A 17,643-nucleotide genomic window follows, 5' to 3' on the forward strand; every position below is an offset into this window, starting at 1 on the left:
GCAGGCCGACCGATCGGACGCGCGGCACACCGCCGGGGGTCCGCGTCATCGGGCGGAGCAGGTGGCAGGCTCATGCCGAGGTACGGGAGGTCGGATGGAAGAGCTCGAGCTGGTTGGTCTGCACGAGGACGGGGAGCACCTGGTCCTGGCACGACCCGACGGCGGACGGTTCCGCGTCCGCATCGACGAGCCGCTGCGCGCGGCCGTCCGCCGCGACCGTCCGCAGCTGGAGCAGCTGCGGGCCGAGGGCGCGGGCACGCTGAGCCCGCGGGAGATCCAGGCCCGCATCCGCGCCGGTGCGACCACGCAGGAGGTCGCCGACCAGTCGGGCCTCTCCGTCGAGCACGTGCGCCGCTACGAGGGTCCCGTGCTGGCCGAGCGCGAGTACGTGGCCGAGCAGGCCCGGGGCACGCGCATCGGGAAGGACTCCGGAGCACCCACGCTGGGCGACCTGGTCACCGACCGGCTCGCGGCACGCGGCGTGGACGTCGGGTCACTCGCCTGGGACGCCGCGCGCGACGCGGCGGGCCCGTGGGTGGTCCTGGCGCGCTTCTCCACCGGCGACGCCCAGCACGAGGCCCGCTGGATCTTCGACCAGAGCGCACGGTCGGTCACCGCCGACGAGGACGAGGCCCGCTGGCTCTCGGAGACCGAGATCGCCGACGAGCCCGTGGCGCGGCGCCACCTGGCCGCGGTGCGCGACGTCGTCTTCGACTTCCAGACCACCGTCGACGCCGCCGCTCCCCCGCCGCCCGCCGAGCCCGAGCCCGAGCCGGCGGCGGACACCCACGCGCTGCTCGACGACCTGCGATCGCGCCGAGGCGTGCGCCAGGCGCTGGACGTCGAGGACGACGGCGAGGCCGATGAGTTCGAGGGCTTCGGCCCCCAGCACGCGTTCGACTTCTCGCGGCTGGAGGCCTCCGTCCCCGGCGCGCACCCGGCGGACGCGGACGACGACGCCGAGGCGGTCGTCGTGGAGCCGCCGGTGCGGCCGACCTACATCTCCGCGCTGCCCGCCGCGCCTGCCGGCGATCCCGAGGCGCAGCCCGCGCTCGCTCCCGCTCCCGCGGCCGAGGCCGACGCGCCCGCAGCCGTGGGCGACGACACCGACCGTCCGCGCACGCGCAGGGGGCGTGCCAAGGTGCCCAGCTGGGACGAGATCGTGTTCGGGGCCCGCCCCGAGTAGTCGCGCCCGCGGGTCACGCCCGCAGGGGCAGCGTCTCGCTCTGCGCGAGGGACAGCGTCTGCGCGGTGGGCGAGGCGGCCCGAGCGGTGGCGGCGGTCATCCTGCGCATGTGGTGGCGCCGGCACAGCACCTCGTAGCCCACCTCGTCGGCGCCGGCCTCGACGTCTCCCACCACCACCTGCGCGCCCTCGACGACCATGACCCCCGCGACCGTGCGCGCGTTGTGCGTGGCCCGGGCGCCGCACCAGCACAGGGCGCGCACCTGCAGCACCTCGACGCGGTCGGCCAGCTCCACCAGGCGCGCCGCGCCCGGGAACAGGCGCGCGCGGAAGTCGGTCGAAATGCCGAACGCGAAGACGTCGACGCCCAGCTCGTCGACCGCTCTCGCGAGCTGGTCCACCTGGGCCGCGGTGTAGAACTGCGCCTCGTCCCCGATGACGTAGTCCACCGGCCGACCCTGCGTGCGACGGGTGATGATCTCGTCCCAGAAGTCGGTGCCGTCGTCGACCTCGCACGCCTGGCGCGCCAGGCCCAGGCGCGAGGAGATCGTGGCCGTCCCGGCGCGGTCGTGCCGCGTGAACAGCACGCCGTCGCGTCCGCGCGCGGCGTGGTTGTGGTGCATCTGCAGCGCGAGCGTGGACTTGCCGCAGTCCATCGTGCCGGAGAAGAAGACGAGCTCGGCCATGGCTCAGCGGCCCTTCGACGTGGGGGTCATGCGGTCAGACGATGACGAGGCAGGGAACGAGCATCTCGTGCGGTGTGAGCGACCCGTGGACGCCCACCAGGTCGAGCGACGCCGGGCTCTGGGTGCGGGAGTCCACCACCGTGGCACGCCCGCTCATCGCGACCACGACGTCACCGATGACGGGCTGCACCCAGGCTTCCACCTCGCCGAACAGGCCGTGCGCGACCGCCTCGTCCCGGGACGTGACCAGCGCATGCTCCCCGAGCACGTCCGCCCACCTGGCGCGCACCTGCTCGGCGTCCGCGTGCGGCTCGAGGTGCAGGTGCATGGCGCGCGGCTCCCCCGCGACCAGGGCGACGCCGTCCGCGAGGGCGGGCGTGGTGGCGACGTCCCAGCGCGCCGAGAGGTCGACGTCCACCATGCCGTGGTCGGCCGTCACGACGATCACCGTGCCGGCGGGCACGGACCGGGCAAGACGGCCGAGCTCGAAGTCGAGCTCGGCGAGCGCGTCGCCCCACTGCCACGAGCCCCAGCCGTGATGGTGCCCCGCCTTGTCGACGTCACCCCAGTACAGGTACGCGACGCCGGGCGCCCGCAGGGCGGAGACCGTCGCGTCGACGCGCGCCGCCAGCGTCTCCGCGGCGCGGTACGTCGCTCCTCGCAGGGCGGCCTGCGTGAGCCCCGAGCCGGCGAACCGGGCGGGACCGACGCTCGTGACGGCCACACCGGCCCCGATCAGGCGCTCGAACGCCGTGGGGCGGCGCTGCCACTGCTCGGCCGGAGGCATGTCCGTCCACGAGACCAGGTTGCCGAGGCGGCCCGTCCCCGGGTCGCGCACGGTGTAGCCCAGCATCCCGGTCCCGCCGGGCGGGACAGCGACGCCGAACGTCCCCATCGCGGTCGCCGTCGTCGAGGGGAACGTGCTGGTCAGCGGCGTGGCGTCGGCCAGCCGCGGGCGCAGGAAGCGCGCGTGGCCCGCCCGCTCGACGAGGTTGGACCAGCCGAGCCCGTCGACCAGCACCACGCATACGCGGGCGGCGTCGGGCATCCCGATCCTGCGCCGCGCGTCGGCGCCGCCCAGGTCCACCCCGAGCGCGTCAGCCACCGCGGGCAGGACCGTGCCCAGGCACTGACCTCCCGTGCCGGGGAGCAGCAGCCCAGCGGCGTCTGCCTGCGCACCCAGGTCCCGCTCGCGCGGCGCGGCAGTCTGCCTCATGCCCGGCTCATCGTGGGCCGGCGCTCGCCGCGGACAGCACGCGCGCGAACGCGGTCGCCGCCCGGACGGAGTCGATGCCCTCGGCCGCGGCGCTCACGCGCACGACGACGTCGTCCGGCGTGAGGGTGCCGGTGAACCCGTGGTCGGCGTCGCAGGCGGGATCGCCGCACGTCGCGGGCTCGAGGTCGACGCGCGAGACAGCACCCCAGCCGATCGCGAGCGTGAGCTCCAGCGCCGGGTGCCCCGACTTGTGCTTGGCGGGCTCCGGCACGACGTGCGTCACGGCGACCGACCGCAGCTCGGCCAGCGGCACCGACTCGGTGGTGGCGGACGCGCTGGCCGATGGGTGCTCGAGGTCGGCCGGGTGGTCGTCCACGTGCGCGCAGACCAGGCGCGTCGGTGTCAGGACCAGCACGGTGACGTGGCGTCGGACCTCGGCCGCGTCGAAGGTCGTCTCGGGGTGGACCAGGTGGGCCACGACGGGCTCGTCGGCGAGAGCGACATCCAGCACGTCGGCGACCAGCTCGGGGTAGTAGCCGGCTCGGTGCAGATCCTGGCGCAGGGCGGTGAAGGCGGGCACCGGCCCATCCTTCCACCCCCGCGCACCGGGCGTCCCCGCGAGCTCACACCCGCTGCAGCCGCCGGGTGGTGTCGGCGCGGTCCGCCGGGGCGACCGCGGCCCGGGCGCCCAGCACGACGGCCCCGCTCTCGGCGACCACCACCGGGTTCAGCTCGAGCGACCGCAGCTCGGGCAGGTCGTCGCACAGGACGGAGACGCGGGCGATGACGTCCTCGAGCGCGGCCACGTCGAGCGCGGGCAAACCGCGGTAGCCGAACAGCCGCGGCGCGGCGCGCGGCGAGCGGACCAGGTCGGCGACGTCGACGTCGGTGAGCGGCGGCACGCCGAAGCTGACGTCTCCCAGCAGGTCGGACGCGTCGCCCGAGAGACCGAAGCTGACGAGCGGCCCGAACAGCGGGTCCTCCGCGGTACGGATCACGCAGGCCGACCCTCGCGGCGCCATCGCCTGGACCTCCAGCGGGGCCCGCCCGCCGTCCTGCGCGTGCGGGGTCGCGAGCGCGAGCACCTGCGCGACGTCGGAGCGCAGCGCGGCCTCGTCGCCGATGTCGAGCCGGACGCCGCCGAGGTCCGCGCGGTGCCGCAGCGCGGGTGCGGTGGTCTTGAGCGCCACCGGCCAGCCGAGCCGTTGCGCCACCGCCACGGCCTCGTCCGCGTCGTGCACCTCGTACGAGGGCAGCACGGCGACCCCCGCTGTCGCGAGCAGCGTCGCCGTCTGCTCGGCGTCGAGGGTCAGACCGTCCGGTCCCGCCTCGGCGAGCCAGCCGGCCACGAGCCGCCGGCCGGCCTGCGTGTCGACGCCCTCGGGGTGCAGCGTCCGGCCGCGGTCCCGCGCCCGGCGCGTCGCGTAGCGCGCGGCGCGCCCCAGGGCGAGCGCGGCGTCCTCGGGCGCGCTGTAGGCGGGCACCGTGCGTGACCGGCCGTCCGGGTCGGTCGCGGTCAGCTCGGGAGTGATGCCGTGCAGGCCGAGCACGCACGCCACGGTGGTCCGGCCCGTGCGGGCCGCGGCCTGCGCGACCGTGGCCGCGAGCGCAGGGTCCGGCCGGCCGACGGTCGGGATGAGCACGACGATCACCACGTCGCAGTCAGGGTCCGCGTACAGCGCGTCCACCTGGCGGCGAGCCTCCTCGGCGTCGGCCCCCGCGGCCAGGATCGTCACGGCGCCGGGCACCACGAGCCCGGCGGCCGCCGCGGCCTCGGCCACCAGCGCGGCCACCGACGCCGAGCTGGCCAGGATCGCCACCCGCCGGCCCGCCGGGAGGGGCTGGTGGGCGAAGACCTCGATGACGTCGAGCATCTGGTGGGTGTTGTCGACGCGGATGACGTCGACCTGCCGGAGCATCTCGTCCAGCGCCCGCGGGCTCGCGTGCGTGGGCCGCACGGCGTGCCCCGGAGGCACCACCTGTCCCGAGCGTCCCGTGGTGACGACCACCACGGGCTTGGACAGCGACAGGCGGCGGGCCACGCGCGAGAACTTGCGCGGGTTGCCGATCGACTCCAGGTACAGGCCCACGACGTCGGTGCCGGCGTCGTCGGCCCAGAACTGCATGAGGTCGTTGCCGGAGACGTCGGCGCGGTGCCCAGACGAGACGAACTCGGCCAGGCCGAGGCCCCGCCGTCGCACGGCACCGAGCAGCGAGACCGCCAAGGGGGCTGACTGGCAGAACAGGCCGACGCGCCCGCGCGCCGGCGGCTGCTCCGCGAGCGAGGCGTTGAGCCAGCCGTCCTCGCGTGCGACCACGACGCCGTACGACGCCGGCCCGACCACCCGCATGCCCGCCGCGTGCGCGACGCGCAGCAGGGCCCGCTGCCGGTCCAGGCCCTCGGGCCCGAGCTCGGCATAGCCCGCCGAGAGCAGAACCACGGCCCGCACCCCCATGCGAGCGAGCCCGCGGACCACCTCGACCGCCACCTCGGAGTCCACGGCGACCACGGCGAGCTCGACGGGCCCCGCGACGAGCTCCAGGGCCGCGAAGACGTGCACGCCCTCGGGCACCTCGTCCACACCCACCGCGTGCACCTCGGCCACCACGTCGCCCGCGCGCAGGTTGGCCAGTGCGACCGCGGCGGTGCGCGCGAGCGCCGCGCGGCCCTCGTCGGGCCCCGACGCGCCCGGCCCGATCACCAGAACGGAGCGGGCGCGCAGGAACGCCCGCACCGAGCGGGCCTCAGCGCGGTGCTCGCGGTCGGCCATCACTGCGAGCGAGCGGTCGGTCGGGTCGATGTCGAAGCCGACGGCCACGATCCCGTCCTCGGTCCGCTGCCGCACCACGTAGCCCGCATCCTTGAACACGCCGATCATGCGGCCGTTCTGCGGCAGCACCTCGGCGACGAACCGCCGCATCCCCCGCTCCCGGGCGGCCGCCGCGAGGTGCTCGAGCAGCACGGAACCGAGCCCACGACCCTGGTGGGCGTCGGCGATGTTGAACGCCACCTCCGCCTCGTCGTCCTCGGTGCGGTCGTAGCGCGCGACCCCGATGATCTGCTCGCCCCCGTCCGGTCCGGCGGCGACGGCCACCAGGGCCACGCGGTCGACGTGGTCGACGGTGACCAACCGGGTGAGGTCACGCTCGGAGAGCCGCTCGAGCGGAGCGAAGAACCGTAGGTAGGTGGAGCGCTCCGACTGACCGACGTGGAACGCCTGCAGCGCGTCCGCGTCGCTGGGCCGGATGGGCCGCACGTGCGTGGTGGACCCGTCCTGCAGCACCACATCGGCCTCCCACGCCGCCGGGTACGCGGCGCGTGCTGCGTCGTCGGTGACGTCTGCCATGCTCGCCAGGCTAGTGCGCCGGAGCCCGCGTGCCGCGACGCCGGACGCGGCGCGCACGGGCGACAATGGTCGGCGCACCACAGCCCGGCCCCGAGGAGCACTCCGCATGGCGCGTCGCCCCGCGACCCCCGACCTGCCGCCCGACGACCTCGTCGAGCGGATCGTCGACATCGACGTCGCGACCGAGATGGAGGGCTCGTTCCTCGAGTACGCCTACTCGGTCATCTACTCGCGCGCCCTGCCCGATGCGCGCGACGGCCTCAAGCCGGTGCAGCGGCGCATCCTGTTCCAGATGTCCGACATGGGCCTGCGCCCGGACCGGCCGTACGTGAAGTCGGCGCGCGTGGTCGGCGACGTCATGGGCAAGCTGCACCCGCACGGCGACACCGCGATCTACGACGCGATGGTGCGTCTGGCGCAGCCGTTCTCGCTGCGCCTGCCGCTCATCGACGGGCACGGGAACTTCGGCTCCCTGGACGACGGTCCCGCCGCGCCCCGGTACACCGAGGCGCGCATGGCGCCCGCTGCGATGGCCATGACGACCGGGCTCGACGAGGACGTCGTCGACTTCGTCCCGAACTACGACAACAAGCTCACGCAGCCCGACGTGCTGCCGGCGGCCATCCCCAACCTGCTGGTCAACGGCGCTGCGGGCATCGCGGTCGGCATGGCAACCAACATGGCGCCGCACAACCTCGTCGAGGTGATCGCGGCCGCGCGGCACCTGGTGCAGAACCCGGGCGCGACGCTCGAGGAGCTCATGCGCTTCGTGCCCGGCCCGGACCTGCCCGGCGGAGGCAAGATCGTCGGGCTGGACGGCGTGCGCGACGCCTACCGCACGGGTCGCGGCGCGTTCCGTACGCGCGCCACGGCACGCATCGAGAACGTCACGCCCAAGCGCAAGGGCATCGTCATCACCGAGCTGCCGTACGGCGTGGGCCCGGAGAAGGTGATCGAGAAGATCAAGGAGGGCGTGCAGTCCAAGAAGCTCTCCGGCATCTCGGACGCCATGGACCTCACGGACCGCCAGCACGGCCTGCGCCTGGTCGTCGAGGTGAAGACCGGCTTCAACCCGGATGCCGTGCTCGAGCAGCTCTACCGCTACACGCCGCTCGAGGACTCGTTCTCGATCAACAACGTCGCGCTCGTCGAGGGCCAGCCGCGCACGCTGGGGCTGCGCGAGCTGCTCGTGGTGTGGGTCGACCATCGCCTCGTCGTGGTCCGGCGCCGCTCGGAGCACCGGCTCGCGAAGCGGCTCGAGCGGCTGCACCTCGTCGAGGGCCTGCTCGTCGCGATCGTCGACATCGACGAGGTCATCCAGGTGATCCGGGCGTCGGACGACGCCGAGACCGCCCGCGCGCGGCTGCGCAGCGTGTTCGACCTCTCGGAGGCCCAGGCCGAGTACATCCTCGAGCTGCGCCTGCGGCGCCTGACGAAGTTCTCCCGCATCGAGCTCGAGCGCGAGCAGGAGCAGCTGACCACCGAGATCGCCGAGCTCCGCGAGATCCTCGGGGACGACGCACGCCTGCGCAGCCTCGTCGCCGACGAGATGGCCGAGGTGGCCGCCACCTACGGCACGCCGCGCCGCACCATCCTGCTGGACTCGGCTGGTGGCGCCAGCGTGACGGGCGCCCCCGCCGCCGGTCGCTCGGCCGCCACGCCGCTCGAGATCGCGGACACGCCCACGTGGGCGCTCCTGTCAGGGACGGCGCTGCTCGCCCGAACGGCCTCCGACGAGCCCGTGCACCGCTCCCCCGACGCGCGCCGCGGCAAGCACGACGTGCTGGGCGGCACGGTGCTGACCACCGCGCGCGCCGAGATCGGCGCGGTCACGTCGCACGGCCGGGTGGTCCGGGTCTCGGTGCTCGACCTGCCGGCCCTGCCGCCCACGGACGGCACCCCGTCGCTGTCGGGCGGCGTCCCGGTGAGCGAGGTGGTCGCGCTGGAGCCGCACGAGCGCGTCGTCGCGCTCGCGTCCCTCGCGGCAGATGCCCCGACCCTCGCCCTGGCGACCGCGCAGGGCGTGATCAAGCGCGTCATCGCAGGAGACGTGCCGGGCAACCGGGACGCGTGGGAGGTCATCGCTCTCAAGCCCGGTGACGAGGTGGTGGGCGCGGCGGCCGTGACGGACGAGGACGAGCTCGTGCTCGTCAGCTCCGACACCTCCCTGCTGCACTTCGGGGCCTCTGCGGTGCGTCCCCAGGGACGAGCGGCTGGCGGCATGGCGGGCATCAAGCTGGCCGCCGGTCAGCGGGTCGTGGCCTTCGGCGCCGTTCCGGCGGGCCGCGCGGCCGAGGCCGTCGTGGTGACGGTGGCGGGTTCCTCGACGGCGCTGCCCGGCACGCAGTCCGGGTCGGCGAAGGTCTCCCCGTTCGAGGTGTATCCCGGTAAGGGACGCGCCACGGGCGGCGTGCGCGCCCACCGGCTGCTCAAGGGCGAGGACGCGCTCATCCTGGCGTGGGTGGGTGTCGGTCCCGCATGGGCCAGCGGGTCCGCCGGTCAGCCGATCGACCTGCCTCCCGTCGACCAGCGGCGCGACATGTCCGGCGTCCCGCTGCCGGCACCGGTGCACGCGGTCGGCTGATCGGTCAGGGCTGAACGGTCAGGGCTGCACGGTCAGGGCTGAACGGTCAGGGCTGAACGGTCAGGGCCGAACGGTCAGGGCAGGGCGACCAGGTCGCCCGCGCCCGCGCCCGCGGCCGCGGGCCGGCGCGCTGCCGGGATGCCCGCGCGGTGCCGCGCCACCACGCCGGCGACGATCAGCGCCTGGCCCGCGCAATAGGTGAGCATGACCCAGGCGTCCTGCCCGGGCAGGTCCCACGCGGGCACGAACCGCTCGAGCGCGATGAGGGCGTCGGAGACGAGGAAGACGGCGCCCCCGACGGCGACCAGCGGGCCGACGCCCGTGGCCAGCACGGCCATCGCCGTCAGCACGCCGCCGTAGACGGCGACCGGCACCAGGAGGCCGCCCGCGTGGGGCGCACAGGCCGCGACCAGACCCACCAGCACGAGCACGTACGGCGCGAGCAGCACCGGTCGGCGGTGCAGCACCGAGCGCCGGACGTCGGGGGCGAAGGCTACGACGTACGCGACCTGTGCGACGAGGAAGCAGCCGATCATCGCCAGGAAGGCGGCGTCCGACTCGAGCAGCGACGGCAGCGAGTCTCCGAGCCAGGACGCCGCCAGGGCGACCAGCGCCCACCGCGCCAGGTGCCCACGCGGCCACCGTGTCGCGGTCACCAGCACCGCGGCGAGCAGCGGCATGAGCAGCCACTGGCTGGCGTCCGCCAGCCCGTCGGCGCCCGTCAGCAGGGCGCCGAGGTGCACGACGACCGCGAGCGCGTAGGCCGCGGCCCAGACGCGAGCGGCGAGGGGCGAGCGACGGACCACCGTGACCTCCTGACGCGGGACGACGTCGTCCGGCGAAGCGACACGACCGGGCCTCGTCGCCCGGCGCAGCAGTGATGCTAGCCGTCGGTCCGGTGCCCGGGGCGCGGGTCGCTCACAGCTCGATCGTGCGCAACGTCGCCTGGTGGTAGACGACATAGCCGAGCCGCGCGTACAGCCCGTGCGCGCCCGACTCGTTCTCGGTGTCGACGCCCAGCTCCGCGTACTCCATCCCGTCCGCCCGGTAGGCGAGCATCGCCGCGACCAGCAGGTCCACGGCGACGCCCCGCCCCCGCCAGGCCGGCCGCACCCCGAGCAGCTCGGTGTAGCCCGAGCGGTAGCCGTTCACCGGCCAGTCCTGCTCGTAGCGGCCCGAGAGCAGGTACCCGGCCACCTCGCCCGACGCCTCGTCGACGGCCGCGAAGCTCCAGGTCGGCGCGAACATCGCCCGGCCCTCGGCCCACTGGGTCGCCGTCCGGGGCTCGCTCCCCCAGTGGTCGGCGAAAGCCTCGTTGTGCGCCAGGCGCATCTGCTCGTCGAGCTCGGTCGACCACGGCACCACCCGGATCCCGGCGGCGCCGCGCGGCACCGGCAGCTCGCCGTCGAGGGGCCTGCGCATCTCGGCGTAGTACCGGATCGGTGTGAGCCCCGCCGCGTCGAGAAGCGCGACGGTGGCGGTCGCGTTGTCGTCGACGAAGACGCCGATGCGCGCCGGGACCTGCTTGCCGGTGGCGACGATGCGCTGGCGACCGCGGGCCACCGACCACTCCAGCACCTGGCGCCCGATGCCCCGGCGACGCCAGGCGGGGTCGACGCCGCCCGAGAGGAACGCGCGAACCACGCGCGTGTCACCCGCAGGCTGGTCCACCAGCGCCCAGGCACGCAGCACCCCCTGGCCGTCCACGCCCGCCAGCGTGTCGAGCCGCACGTCGATCCCGTCCTCGGCCAGGCGCTCCTGGAGCTCCTCCTTCGAGGTGCGCAGCGGGGCGCGGTCCGCCGTCTCGATCGCCTGGACGAGGACCGTGAGGCCCTCGACGTCGTCGGCCGCCAGCGGCCGCCACGTGAGTCCGGTGCTCGGGTCGGGGACGGGGGCGACGGCGGGTGCGGCGACGCGCTCGGGCAGGGGAGGCAGATCGGTGGTCACCGTGCCAGCCTCGCGGAGCGCGTCCTGCCAGGGCAACCGGATTGCGCCGGCGTCAGGCGTCGATGCGGCTGCGGTCGAGCCCGTCGGCGCCGGCCACGATGAAGTCCTTGCGGGGTGCGACGTCGGAGCCCATGAGCAGCTCGAAGATCTCGTCGGCGCGCGCGGCACCCTCCACCGTCACGCGACGCAGCGTGCGGTGACGCGGGTCCATCGTCGTCTCGGCCAGCTGGTCGGCGTCCATCTCACCGAGGCCCTTGTAGCGCTGGATGTCCTCCTTGTACCGCTTGCCCGAGCGGTCCAGCTTCTTCAGCGTCGCGGCGAGCTCCGCCTCCGAGTACGTGTAGACGTACTCGTTCTTGCGCCCGCCGCCGCCGATCACCTCGATGCGGTGCAGCGGCGGGACGGCGGCGTAGACCCTGCCCGCCTCCACCAGCGGCCGCATGTAACGGAACAGGAGCGTCAGCAGCAGCGTGCGGATGTGCGCGCCGTCCACGTCGGCGTCGGTCATCAGCACGACCTTGCCGTAGCGCGCGGCCTCGAGGTCGAACGAGCGACCGGACCCGGCCCCGACAACCTGGATGATCGCGGCGCACTCGGCGTTCTTCAGCATGTCCGTGATGGACGCCTTCTGGACGTTGAGGATCTTGCCGCGGATGGGCAGCAGGGCCTGGAAGTCCGAGCTGCGCGCCAGCTTGGCGGTGCCGAGCGCGCTGTCGCCCTCGACGATGAACAGCTCGCTGCGGTCCACGTCGTCGATCCGGCAGTCCGCGAGCTTGGCCGGCAGCGAGGAGGACTCGAGCGCGTTCTTGCGGCGGGAGATCTCCTTCTGCTTGCGCGCGGACAGTCGCGCGCGCATCTCGCCGACGATCTTGTCGAGCAGCAGGCTGGACTGCGCCTTGTGGTCGCGCTTGGGCGAGGAGAAGATCGCGGCCAGCTGCGTGTCGACCACGCGACTGACGATCGCCCGCACCGGGCCCGTGCCCAGCACCTCCTTGGTCTGCCCCTCGAACTGCGGCTCGGCGAGGCGGACGGTCACGACCGCCGTGAGGCCCGCGAGCACGTCCTCCTTCTCGATCTTCTCCGTCAGCGCGTCCTTGGCGCTGATCTTGAGCCGGCGGGCGTTGAGCTCGACCTGCTTGCGCAGCACCTTGAGGAGCCCCGCCTCGAAGCCCGCCTGGTGCGTCCCCCCCTTGGGGGTGGAGATGATGTTGACGAAGCTGCGCATCTCGGTGTCGTAGCCCGTGCCCCAGCGCAGGGCGATGTCCACCTCGCACGTGCGCTGGACCTCCTGGGGGGTCATGTGCCCACGCTCGTCGAGCACCGGCACCGTCTCGGTGAACGAGCCCGAGCCGGTCAGGCTCCACGTGTCCGTGACGGCGACGTCGGGCGCCAGGTGGTCGACGAAGTCGATGACGCCGCCGCTGTGGAAGAACGTCTCCTCGTGCGGCCCGCTCTCGCCGGGCGTGCCCACGATGCCGCGCTCGTCGCGCACGCTCAGCGTCAGGCCGGGCACCAGGAAGCTGGTCTGCCGCGCGCGCGTGACCAGCTCGTCGTAGGAGAAGACGGCCGTCTTCGGGAAGATCTGCCGGTCGGCCCAGTACCGCACGCGGGTACCCTCGCGGGCGCGGGCCACCTTGCCCACCACGGCCAGCTCCGAGCCTGAGACGAACGGCTCGAAGGGCGAGTCGGGGCTGCGACCCGCGCTGTCGTCGAACACGCCCGGCTCGCCGCGGTGGAACGTCATGCGGTGCGTCTTGCCGCCGCGGTCCACCTCGACGTCGAGGCGCGAGGAGAGCGCGTTGACCACCGAGGCACCGACGCCGTGCAGGCCGCCCGACGCGCCGTAGGAGCCACCGCCGAACTTGCCGCCCGCGTGCAGCTTGGTGAACACTACCTCGACGCCGGTCAGGCCGGTCTTCGGCTCGATGTCCACCGGGATGCCACGACCGTCGTCACGCACCTCCACCGACGAGTCGGCGTGCAGGATGATGTCGATGCGCCGGCAGTGGCCCGCCAGCGCCTCGTCGACGGAGTTGTCGATGATCTCCCACATGCAGTGCATGAGGCCGCGGCTGTCGGTGGTGCCGATGTACATGCCCGGGCGCTTGCGGACTGCTTCGAGCCCCTCCAGGACGGAGAGGTGCCGGGCCGTGTAGCCGGACTGCGAGGAGGTCGTCGTCACGCCCCGATGGTAGTCGCGCCCACCCACGCATCCCGGGAAGCGCAGCGCCGCGGTGTCCCACGATGGCGGGTCTGTCACGATCAGGTGACGGTTGAGTACGCGGTCAGCGAACCACCCCCTCCCGGTGCCATGGATCTTGGGACCAGATGGTTGTATGGAGACGTGACAGGGACCATGACTGAACCGCTGACCGCAGCCGACCGCTGCGACCGCTGCAACGCGCAGGCGTACGTTCGCGTCGTCCTGCCCGTCGGAGAGCTCCTGTTCTGCGCGCACCACGCGCGCGAGCACGCCCCCAAGTTCGCCGAGCTCGCCACGCACGTCCAGGACGAGACCGACCGCCTCCTCGCCGAGCACGGCGCGGGTGCGGGTGCGGCCACGCCCTCCTGACGGGCGAGTTCGACCGGTCCACGCAGCGGATCGCACCTCGACGACGAAGGCCCCGAGACTTCACGGTCCGGGGCCTTCGCTCTGCCCTGGGGCGAGCTGCACCCGCCCCTGCGCCGCGTGTGTTCTCGCTCCTGCGACCCCTCGTCAGACGTCGACGAGATGGGTGCGGCCGGGCTGGGTGGCGTCGGGCTGGGTGGCGTCGCTCGTCGGCTCGGCAACCTCCGCCTCGTCGTCGTCGCTCTCGTCGTCCTCGCGCTCATCGCCCGTGGCAACCTCGTCCCGCACCGGGATGCTATCGACGAACGCGAGGTGCGGGACGGCGATCACCGCGCCGACCAGCGCGAGCGCACCACCGACCAGCAGGGGCAGGCGCAGGTCGACGCGTGAGACGAGGCCCCCCAGCAGCGCTGCGCACGGAGCCAGGCCCCACACCAGCGTCCTGGTGGCGCCGTTGACGCGTCCGAGCATCGCTCCCGGGACGATCATCTGGCGCACCGTCGAGGACTGCACGTTCCACGCCGTCCCCGCCATCGCCGCGACGGCCATCGCCACGGCGGCCACCACCGCGCCACCGGTGCCGCCGGGGGCGAGGCCCAGCACCACGAACGCCGCGCCGGCCAGCACCGTGGCCGCCACCATGGCCGTCCGCCGACCGAACCGCCGCGACAGCGCCGGGGAGCAGATCGCGCCCGCGACACCGCCCAGCGCCATCCCGGCGGTGAGGATGCCGATCGCCGCCTCCGGGACGCCGACACCCCGCACGAGGTAGAACATCAGCGAGCCCTGGGCGAACTGCAGGGTCATCGCCACCATCGTCGTGACCAGCACCAGCGCGCGCAGGTGCCGGTGACCGAACGTGTAGCGGAGCCCGCTGACCGTCGCGGCCCAGATGCTCTCGTGCGGAGCGGGCTTCGCCGCGTCGGCCTCGTCGGCCGCCGAGGCCGCGCCTCCCGCGCGCTCCGGCTCGAGCGCGTCGACCGGCTCGGGCCCGGGACGGCCGGCGCGGCGGGGCAGCGTGAGCACGAGTGCCGCGGCCCCGGCGTACGCGACGGCGCCGACGACGAGCGGGAGCGGCACCGCCACCGCGAACAGCGCCGCGCCCAGAGGCAGCGCCACCATCCCCTGCATCACCAGCTCGCCGGCCTGGAACCGTGAGTTGGCCGTGTCGAGCCGGGCGGTCGGCACCAGGGTCGGCACCATGGCCTGGGCCGCACCGTCGGCGAGCGTCTCGATGCAGGCCGCGAGCAGCACCGTGGCGAACAGCAGCCACAGCGGGATCCCGACCGTCGCGGCGATGACCGCGAGGGCCACGTAGGCGGCGGCCCTGGTCAGGGCACCGAAGCCCATGATGCGCCGGCGGTCGGCGCGGTCCACGACCGCCCCGGAGAGCACGCCGAGCACCAGCCACGGCAGGAACGTCAGGGCGCTGACCACGGAGACGACGAACGGGTCGTCGCTCAGCCGCATCGCGAGCAGCGGCATGACCACCATGCCGACGCCGTCGGCGAGGTTGCTGGCCAGGCTTGCGGACCAGAGGCGCTGGAAGGTCCCGGGAAGGCGGGGGCCGGTGGTGCTCATGCGAGGTTCCCTTCGTCGTCGGCGGAGTGGGACCGAGCCCCGTCCCCGGCGGCCTCCCGCCGGGGGAAGGCGCGCAGCTGCACCTCCACCACCCGTGCGCCGTCGGGGCGCTCCGTCTCGCGGCCGCGCGTGCGTGCGGCCCACGACTCGAGGACGCCCATGAGCTCCTCGGACATCTGCGACAGCTCGTCGGGCGTGAGGATCGCCAGGTCCGTGATGTCCTCGGCGTGCCCGTCCCACTCGCTCTCCTCGCCGGCCGCGACGCGCGCGCGGAAGTCCGCAGCCGCCTCGAACCGCAGGCGCAGCCACTCGTCGGCGAACACCTGCAACGACTCCCGCGCCGCGGGACCCGTGAGGTTCGCGCTGCTCAGCACCTGACGCGTGGGCGGGATCTGCCACCACCGCTCCCGGCCGGTGCCCCGCCCCACCACCTCCTCGACGAACCCGTGGGCCGCGAGCTGGCGCAGGTGGTAGCTCGTCGCACCCGACGACTCGCCGAGCAGCTGCGCCAGGCCGCTGGCGGTCGCCGCGCCGGCGCTGAGCGCGTCGAACATCCGGATGCGCAACGGGTGCGCGAGCGCCTTGAGCCGGGTGACGTCGACGATCGCCTCGGCGCGGTCGGCGGCCTGGGGGGTGGGTGCCTCGGAGGTCATGCAGCCGAACGTACGCGTGCAAAGACTTCTTTGCAAGACTTTCTTTGCAAGGACTTCTTTGCACACACGGACCAGCGGCCGCGGCCGCTTATAGCCCCCCGCTCTTGGACAGCAGAAAGGGCCCCTCGCCTAGCGGCGAGGGGCCCTTTTCATGCAACGCCCGACAGACCGGGCGGTCGATCAGTCCTGATGATCAGTCCAGGTAATCCCGCAGCACCTGAGAGCGCGACGGGTGGCGCAGCTTGCTCATCGTCTTCGACTCGATCTGCCGGATCCGCTCGCGCGTGACGCCGTAGACCTTGCCGATCTCGTCCAGCGTCTTGGGCTGGCCGTCCGTGAGCCCGAAGCGCATCGAGACGACGCCCGCCTCACGCTCGGAGAGCGTGTCGAGCACCTGGTGCAGCTGCTCCTGCAGGAGCGTGAAGCTGACCGCATCGGCCGGGACGACGGCCTCGGAGTCCTCGATGAGGTCACCGAACTCGCTGTCGCCGTCCTCGCCCAGGGGCGTGTGCAGCGAGATGGGCTCGCGGCCGTACTTCTGGACCTCGACGACCTTCTCAGGCGTCATGTCGAGCTCCTTGGCGAGCTCCTCGGGCGTGGGCTCGCGGCCCAGGTCCTGGAGCATCTGCCGCTGGACGCGCGCTAGCTTGTTGATGACCTCGACCATGTGCACCGGGATGCGGATGGTGCGCGCCTGGTCGGCCATGGCACGCGTGATCGCCTGGCGGATCCACCACGTCGCGTAGGTCGAGAACTTGTAGCCCTTGGTGTAGTCGAACTTCTCGACCGCACGGATCAGGCCGAGGTTGCCCTCCTGGATCAGGTCGAGGAACAGCATGCCGCGGCCCGTGTAGCGCTTGGCCAGCGAGACGACGAGACGCAGGTTCGCCTCGAGCAGGTGGTTCTTGGCGCGGCGGCCGTCCTGCGCGATCCACTCGAGCTCGCGGCGGGCCTTGGGCTCCATCGCGGTGCCCGAGTTCAGGCGCTCCTCGGCGAACAGTCCGGCCTCGATGCGCTTGGCGAGCTCGACCTCCTGCTCGGCGTTCAGCAGCGCGACCTTGCCGATCTGCTTGAGGTAGTCCTTGACCGGGTCCGCAGTGGCCCCGGCCGTGATGACCTGCTGGGCGGGTGCGTCGTCGTCGTCCGCGTCGGAGTAGACGAAGCCCTTGTCCTCGGACTCCTCGTCGCCGGCCGGCTTCTTGTCGCCGTCCTCCGACTCCTCGGACTCGGCGTCGCTGGTGGCGACGACCTCGGCGTCGGGCGCGTCCGTCTCGACGTCCTCGATCTCGATCTCGACGTCCTCGAGGGCGTCGGGGGCCGGCTCGTCGGCGTCGTCACCCTTGGGCGCGGCCGGGCCGGCGGTCTTGGTGGCAGCCGTCTTCGCCGGCGCCTTGGCGCGCGAGGCACGGGCGGGCGCGGCGGCGTCGGCACCGTCGACGACGGTGGCCTTGGCGGTGGCGCGACGACGGACCGGCTTCGCAGCCGCCTCGTCGGAGTCGGCGACGGTCGCCTTCGCGGCGGGCCGCGCCTTGGCGCTGGTCGCGGCGACGGCGCGGGCCGGGACAGGCTCGCTCACGGTGATGCCAGCGGTGGCGAGGCCGCGGACGACGGCGCGCAGGCGCTTGGCGTCCTGGACGTCAGCCACTTCGCACGCGGTGCGCAGCTCGGCGGCGGCGACGGAGCCGTGGGTCCTGCCACGCACGATGAGGTCCTGGAGCGCAGGGTGCTCGAACTCACGCGGAAGTGCGGGATGCGGGGTCTGGGACGACACGAACGACCTTTCGGCAGCGCGACTCCTGGGAAGGAGTCGGTGGTGAGACTCATATTGTACCGAGCCAATTCCCGCGCGGCGGCCCATCGGGCATGCCACAGGCA

The 17,643-nt window shown here is 73.6% G+C and carries 13 protein-coding genes; 3 read left to right on the forward strand and 10 right to left on the reverse strand.

The genetic code is table 11. The features are described 5' to 3' along the window. The first annotated feature begins 94 nt into the window (after nucleotides 1-94). Nucleotides 95-1,186: a septation protein SepH gene (sepH, locus tag QRT05_RS08550; protein WP_289446690.1), complete on the forward strand. Its 1,092-nt coding sequence runs from the start codon at nucleotides 95-97 to the stop codon at nucleotides 1,184-1,186. A 13-nt stretch (nucleotides 1,187-1,199) separates the two neighbouring features. Here the strand turns inward: sepH and QRT05_RS08555 are convergent, their stop codons facing one another. Genes QRT05_RS08555 through QRT05_RS08570 form a run of 4 tightly spaced genes read right to left on the reverse strand, consistent with a single transcriptional unit; the run spans nucleotide 1,200 to nucleotide 6,434 of the window. Beyond that, nucleotides 1,200-1,871, reverse strand: coding sequence for a thymidine kinase (locus QRT05_RS08555; protein ID WP_289446692.1), 672 nt, complete (start codon nucleotides 1,869-1,871; stop codon nucleotides 1,200-1,202). Between the two features lie 34 nt (nucleotides 1,872-1,905). Beyond that, on the reverse strand, nucleotides 1,906-3,087 hold the full coding sequence (locus QRT05_RS08560) for an alkaline phosphatase family protein (protein WP_289446694.1): 1,182 nt from the start codon (nucleotides 3,085-3,087) through the stop codon (nucleotides 1,906-1,908). 7 nt (nucleotides 3,088-3,094) lie between these two features. Next, complete coding sequence (locus QRT05_RS08565; RefSeq protein ID WP_289446695.1) at nucleotides 3,095-3,667, reverse strand: DUF5998 family protein; 573 nt, start codon at nucleotides 3,665-3,667, stop codon at nucleotides 3,095-3,097. A 43-nt stretch (nucleotides 3,668-3,710) separates the two neighbouring features. Beyond that, nucleotides 3,711-6,434, reverse strand: coding sequence for a bifunctional acetate--CoA ligase family protein/GNAT family N-acetyltransferase (locus tag QRT05_RS08570; protein ID WP_289446696.1), 2,724 nt, complete (start codon nucleotides 6,432-6,434; stop codon nucleotides 3,711-3,713). Between the two features lie 106 nt (nucleotides 6,435-6,540). Here QRT05_RS08570 and QRT05_RS08575 point away from each other — a divergent pair, with 106 nt between their 5' ends. Continuing rightward, on the forward strand, nucleotides 6,541-9,018 hold the full coding sequence (locus tag QRT05_RS08575; protein WP_289446697.1) for a DNA gyrase/topoisomerase IV subunit A: 2,478 nt from the start codon (nucleotides 6,541-6,543) through the stop codon (nucleotides 9,016-9,018). A 74-nt stretch (nucleotides 9,019-9,092) separates the two neighbouring features. On the opposite strand, the gene QRT05_RS08580 is transcribed toward QRT05_RS08575, so the two are convergent. The 3 genes from QRT05_RS08580 to QRT05_RS08590 form a co-directional block, all read right to left on the reverse strand. After that, nucleotides 9,093-9,824: a lysoplasmalogenase gene (locus tag QRT05_RS08580; protein WP_289446698.1), complete on the reverse strand. Its 732-nt coding sequence runs from the start codon at nucleotides 9,822-9,824 to the stop codon at nucleotides 9,093-9,095. 112 nt (nucleotides 9,825-9,936) lie between these two features. Next, on the reverse strand, nucleotides 9,937-10,965 hold the full coding sequence (locus tag QRT05_RS08585) for a GNAT family N-acetyltransferase (RefSeq protein ID WP_289446700.1): 1,029 nt from the start codon (nucleotides 10,963-10,965) through the stop codon (nucleotides 9,937-9,939). Nucleotides 10,966-11,017: 52 nt separating this feature from the next. Beyond that, the gene (locus QRT05_RS08590) at nucleotides 11,018-13,147 is read right to left on the reverse strand and encodes a DNA gyrase/topoisomerase IV subunit B (protein WP_289446701.1); all 2,130 of its coding nucleotides are present in this window, start codon (nucleotides 13,145-13,147) and stop codon (nucleotides 11,018-11,020) included. A 174-nt stretch (nucleotides 13,148-13,321) separates the two neighbouring features. Here QRT05_RS08590 and QRT05_RS08595 point away from each other — a divergent pair, with 174 nt between their 5' ends. Next, nucleotides 13,322-13,537: a DUF7455 domain-containing protein gene (locus QRT05_RS08595; RefSeq protein ID WP_289446702.1), complete on the forward strand. Its 216-nt coding sequence runs from the start codon at nucleotides 13,322-13,324 to the stop codon at nucleotides 13,535-13,537. A 144-nt stretch (nucleotides 13,538-13,681) separates the two neighbouring features. Here QRT05_RS08595 and QRT05_RS08600 read toward each other — a convergent pair whose 3' ends face one another. The 3 genes from QRT05_RS08600 to QRT05_RS08610 all read right to left on the reverse strand — a co-directional run bounded on the left by QRT05_RS08600 (nucleotide 13,682) and on the right by QRT05_RS08610 (nucleotide 17,539). Beyond that, on the reverse strand, nucleotides 13,682-15,115 hold the full coding sequence (locus QRT05_RS08600; protein WP_289446703.1) for an MFS transporter: 1,434 nt from the start codon (nucleotides 15,113-15,115) through the stop codon (nucleotides 13,682-13,684). Then, complete coding sequence (locus QRT05_RS08605) at nucleotides 15,112-15,768, reverse strand: ArsR/SmtB family transcription factor (RefSeq protein ID WP_289446704.1); 657 nt, start codon at nucleotides 15,766-15,768, stop codon at nucleotides 15,112-15,114. Before QRT05_RS08605 ends, QRT05_RS08600 begins: the two co-directional genes overlap by 4 nt. Nucleotides 15,769-15,961: 193 nt before the next feature. Next, nucleotides 15,962-17,539: an RNA polymerase sigma factor gene (locus tag QRT05_RS08610; RefSeq protein ID WP_289446706.1), complete on the reverse strand. Its 1,578-nt coding sequence runs from the start codon at nucleotides 17,537-17,539 to the stop codon at nucleotides 15,962-15,964. Between the last annotated feature and the right edge of the window lie 104 nt (nucleotides 17,540-17,643).

The sequence above is a fragment of the Cellulomonas edaphi genome (genome assembly GCF_030362815.1).
GTDB lineage: Bacteria > Actinomycetota > Actinomycetes > Actinomycetales > Cellulomonadaceae > Cellulomonas > Cellulomonas edaphi.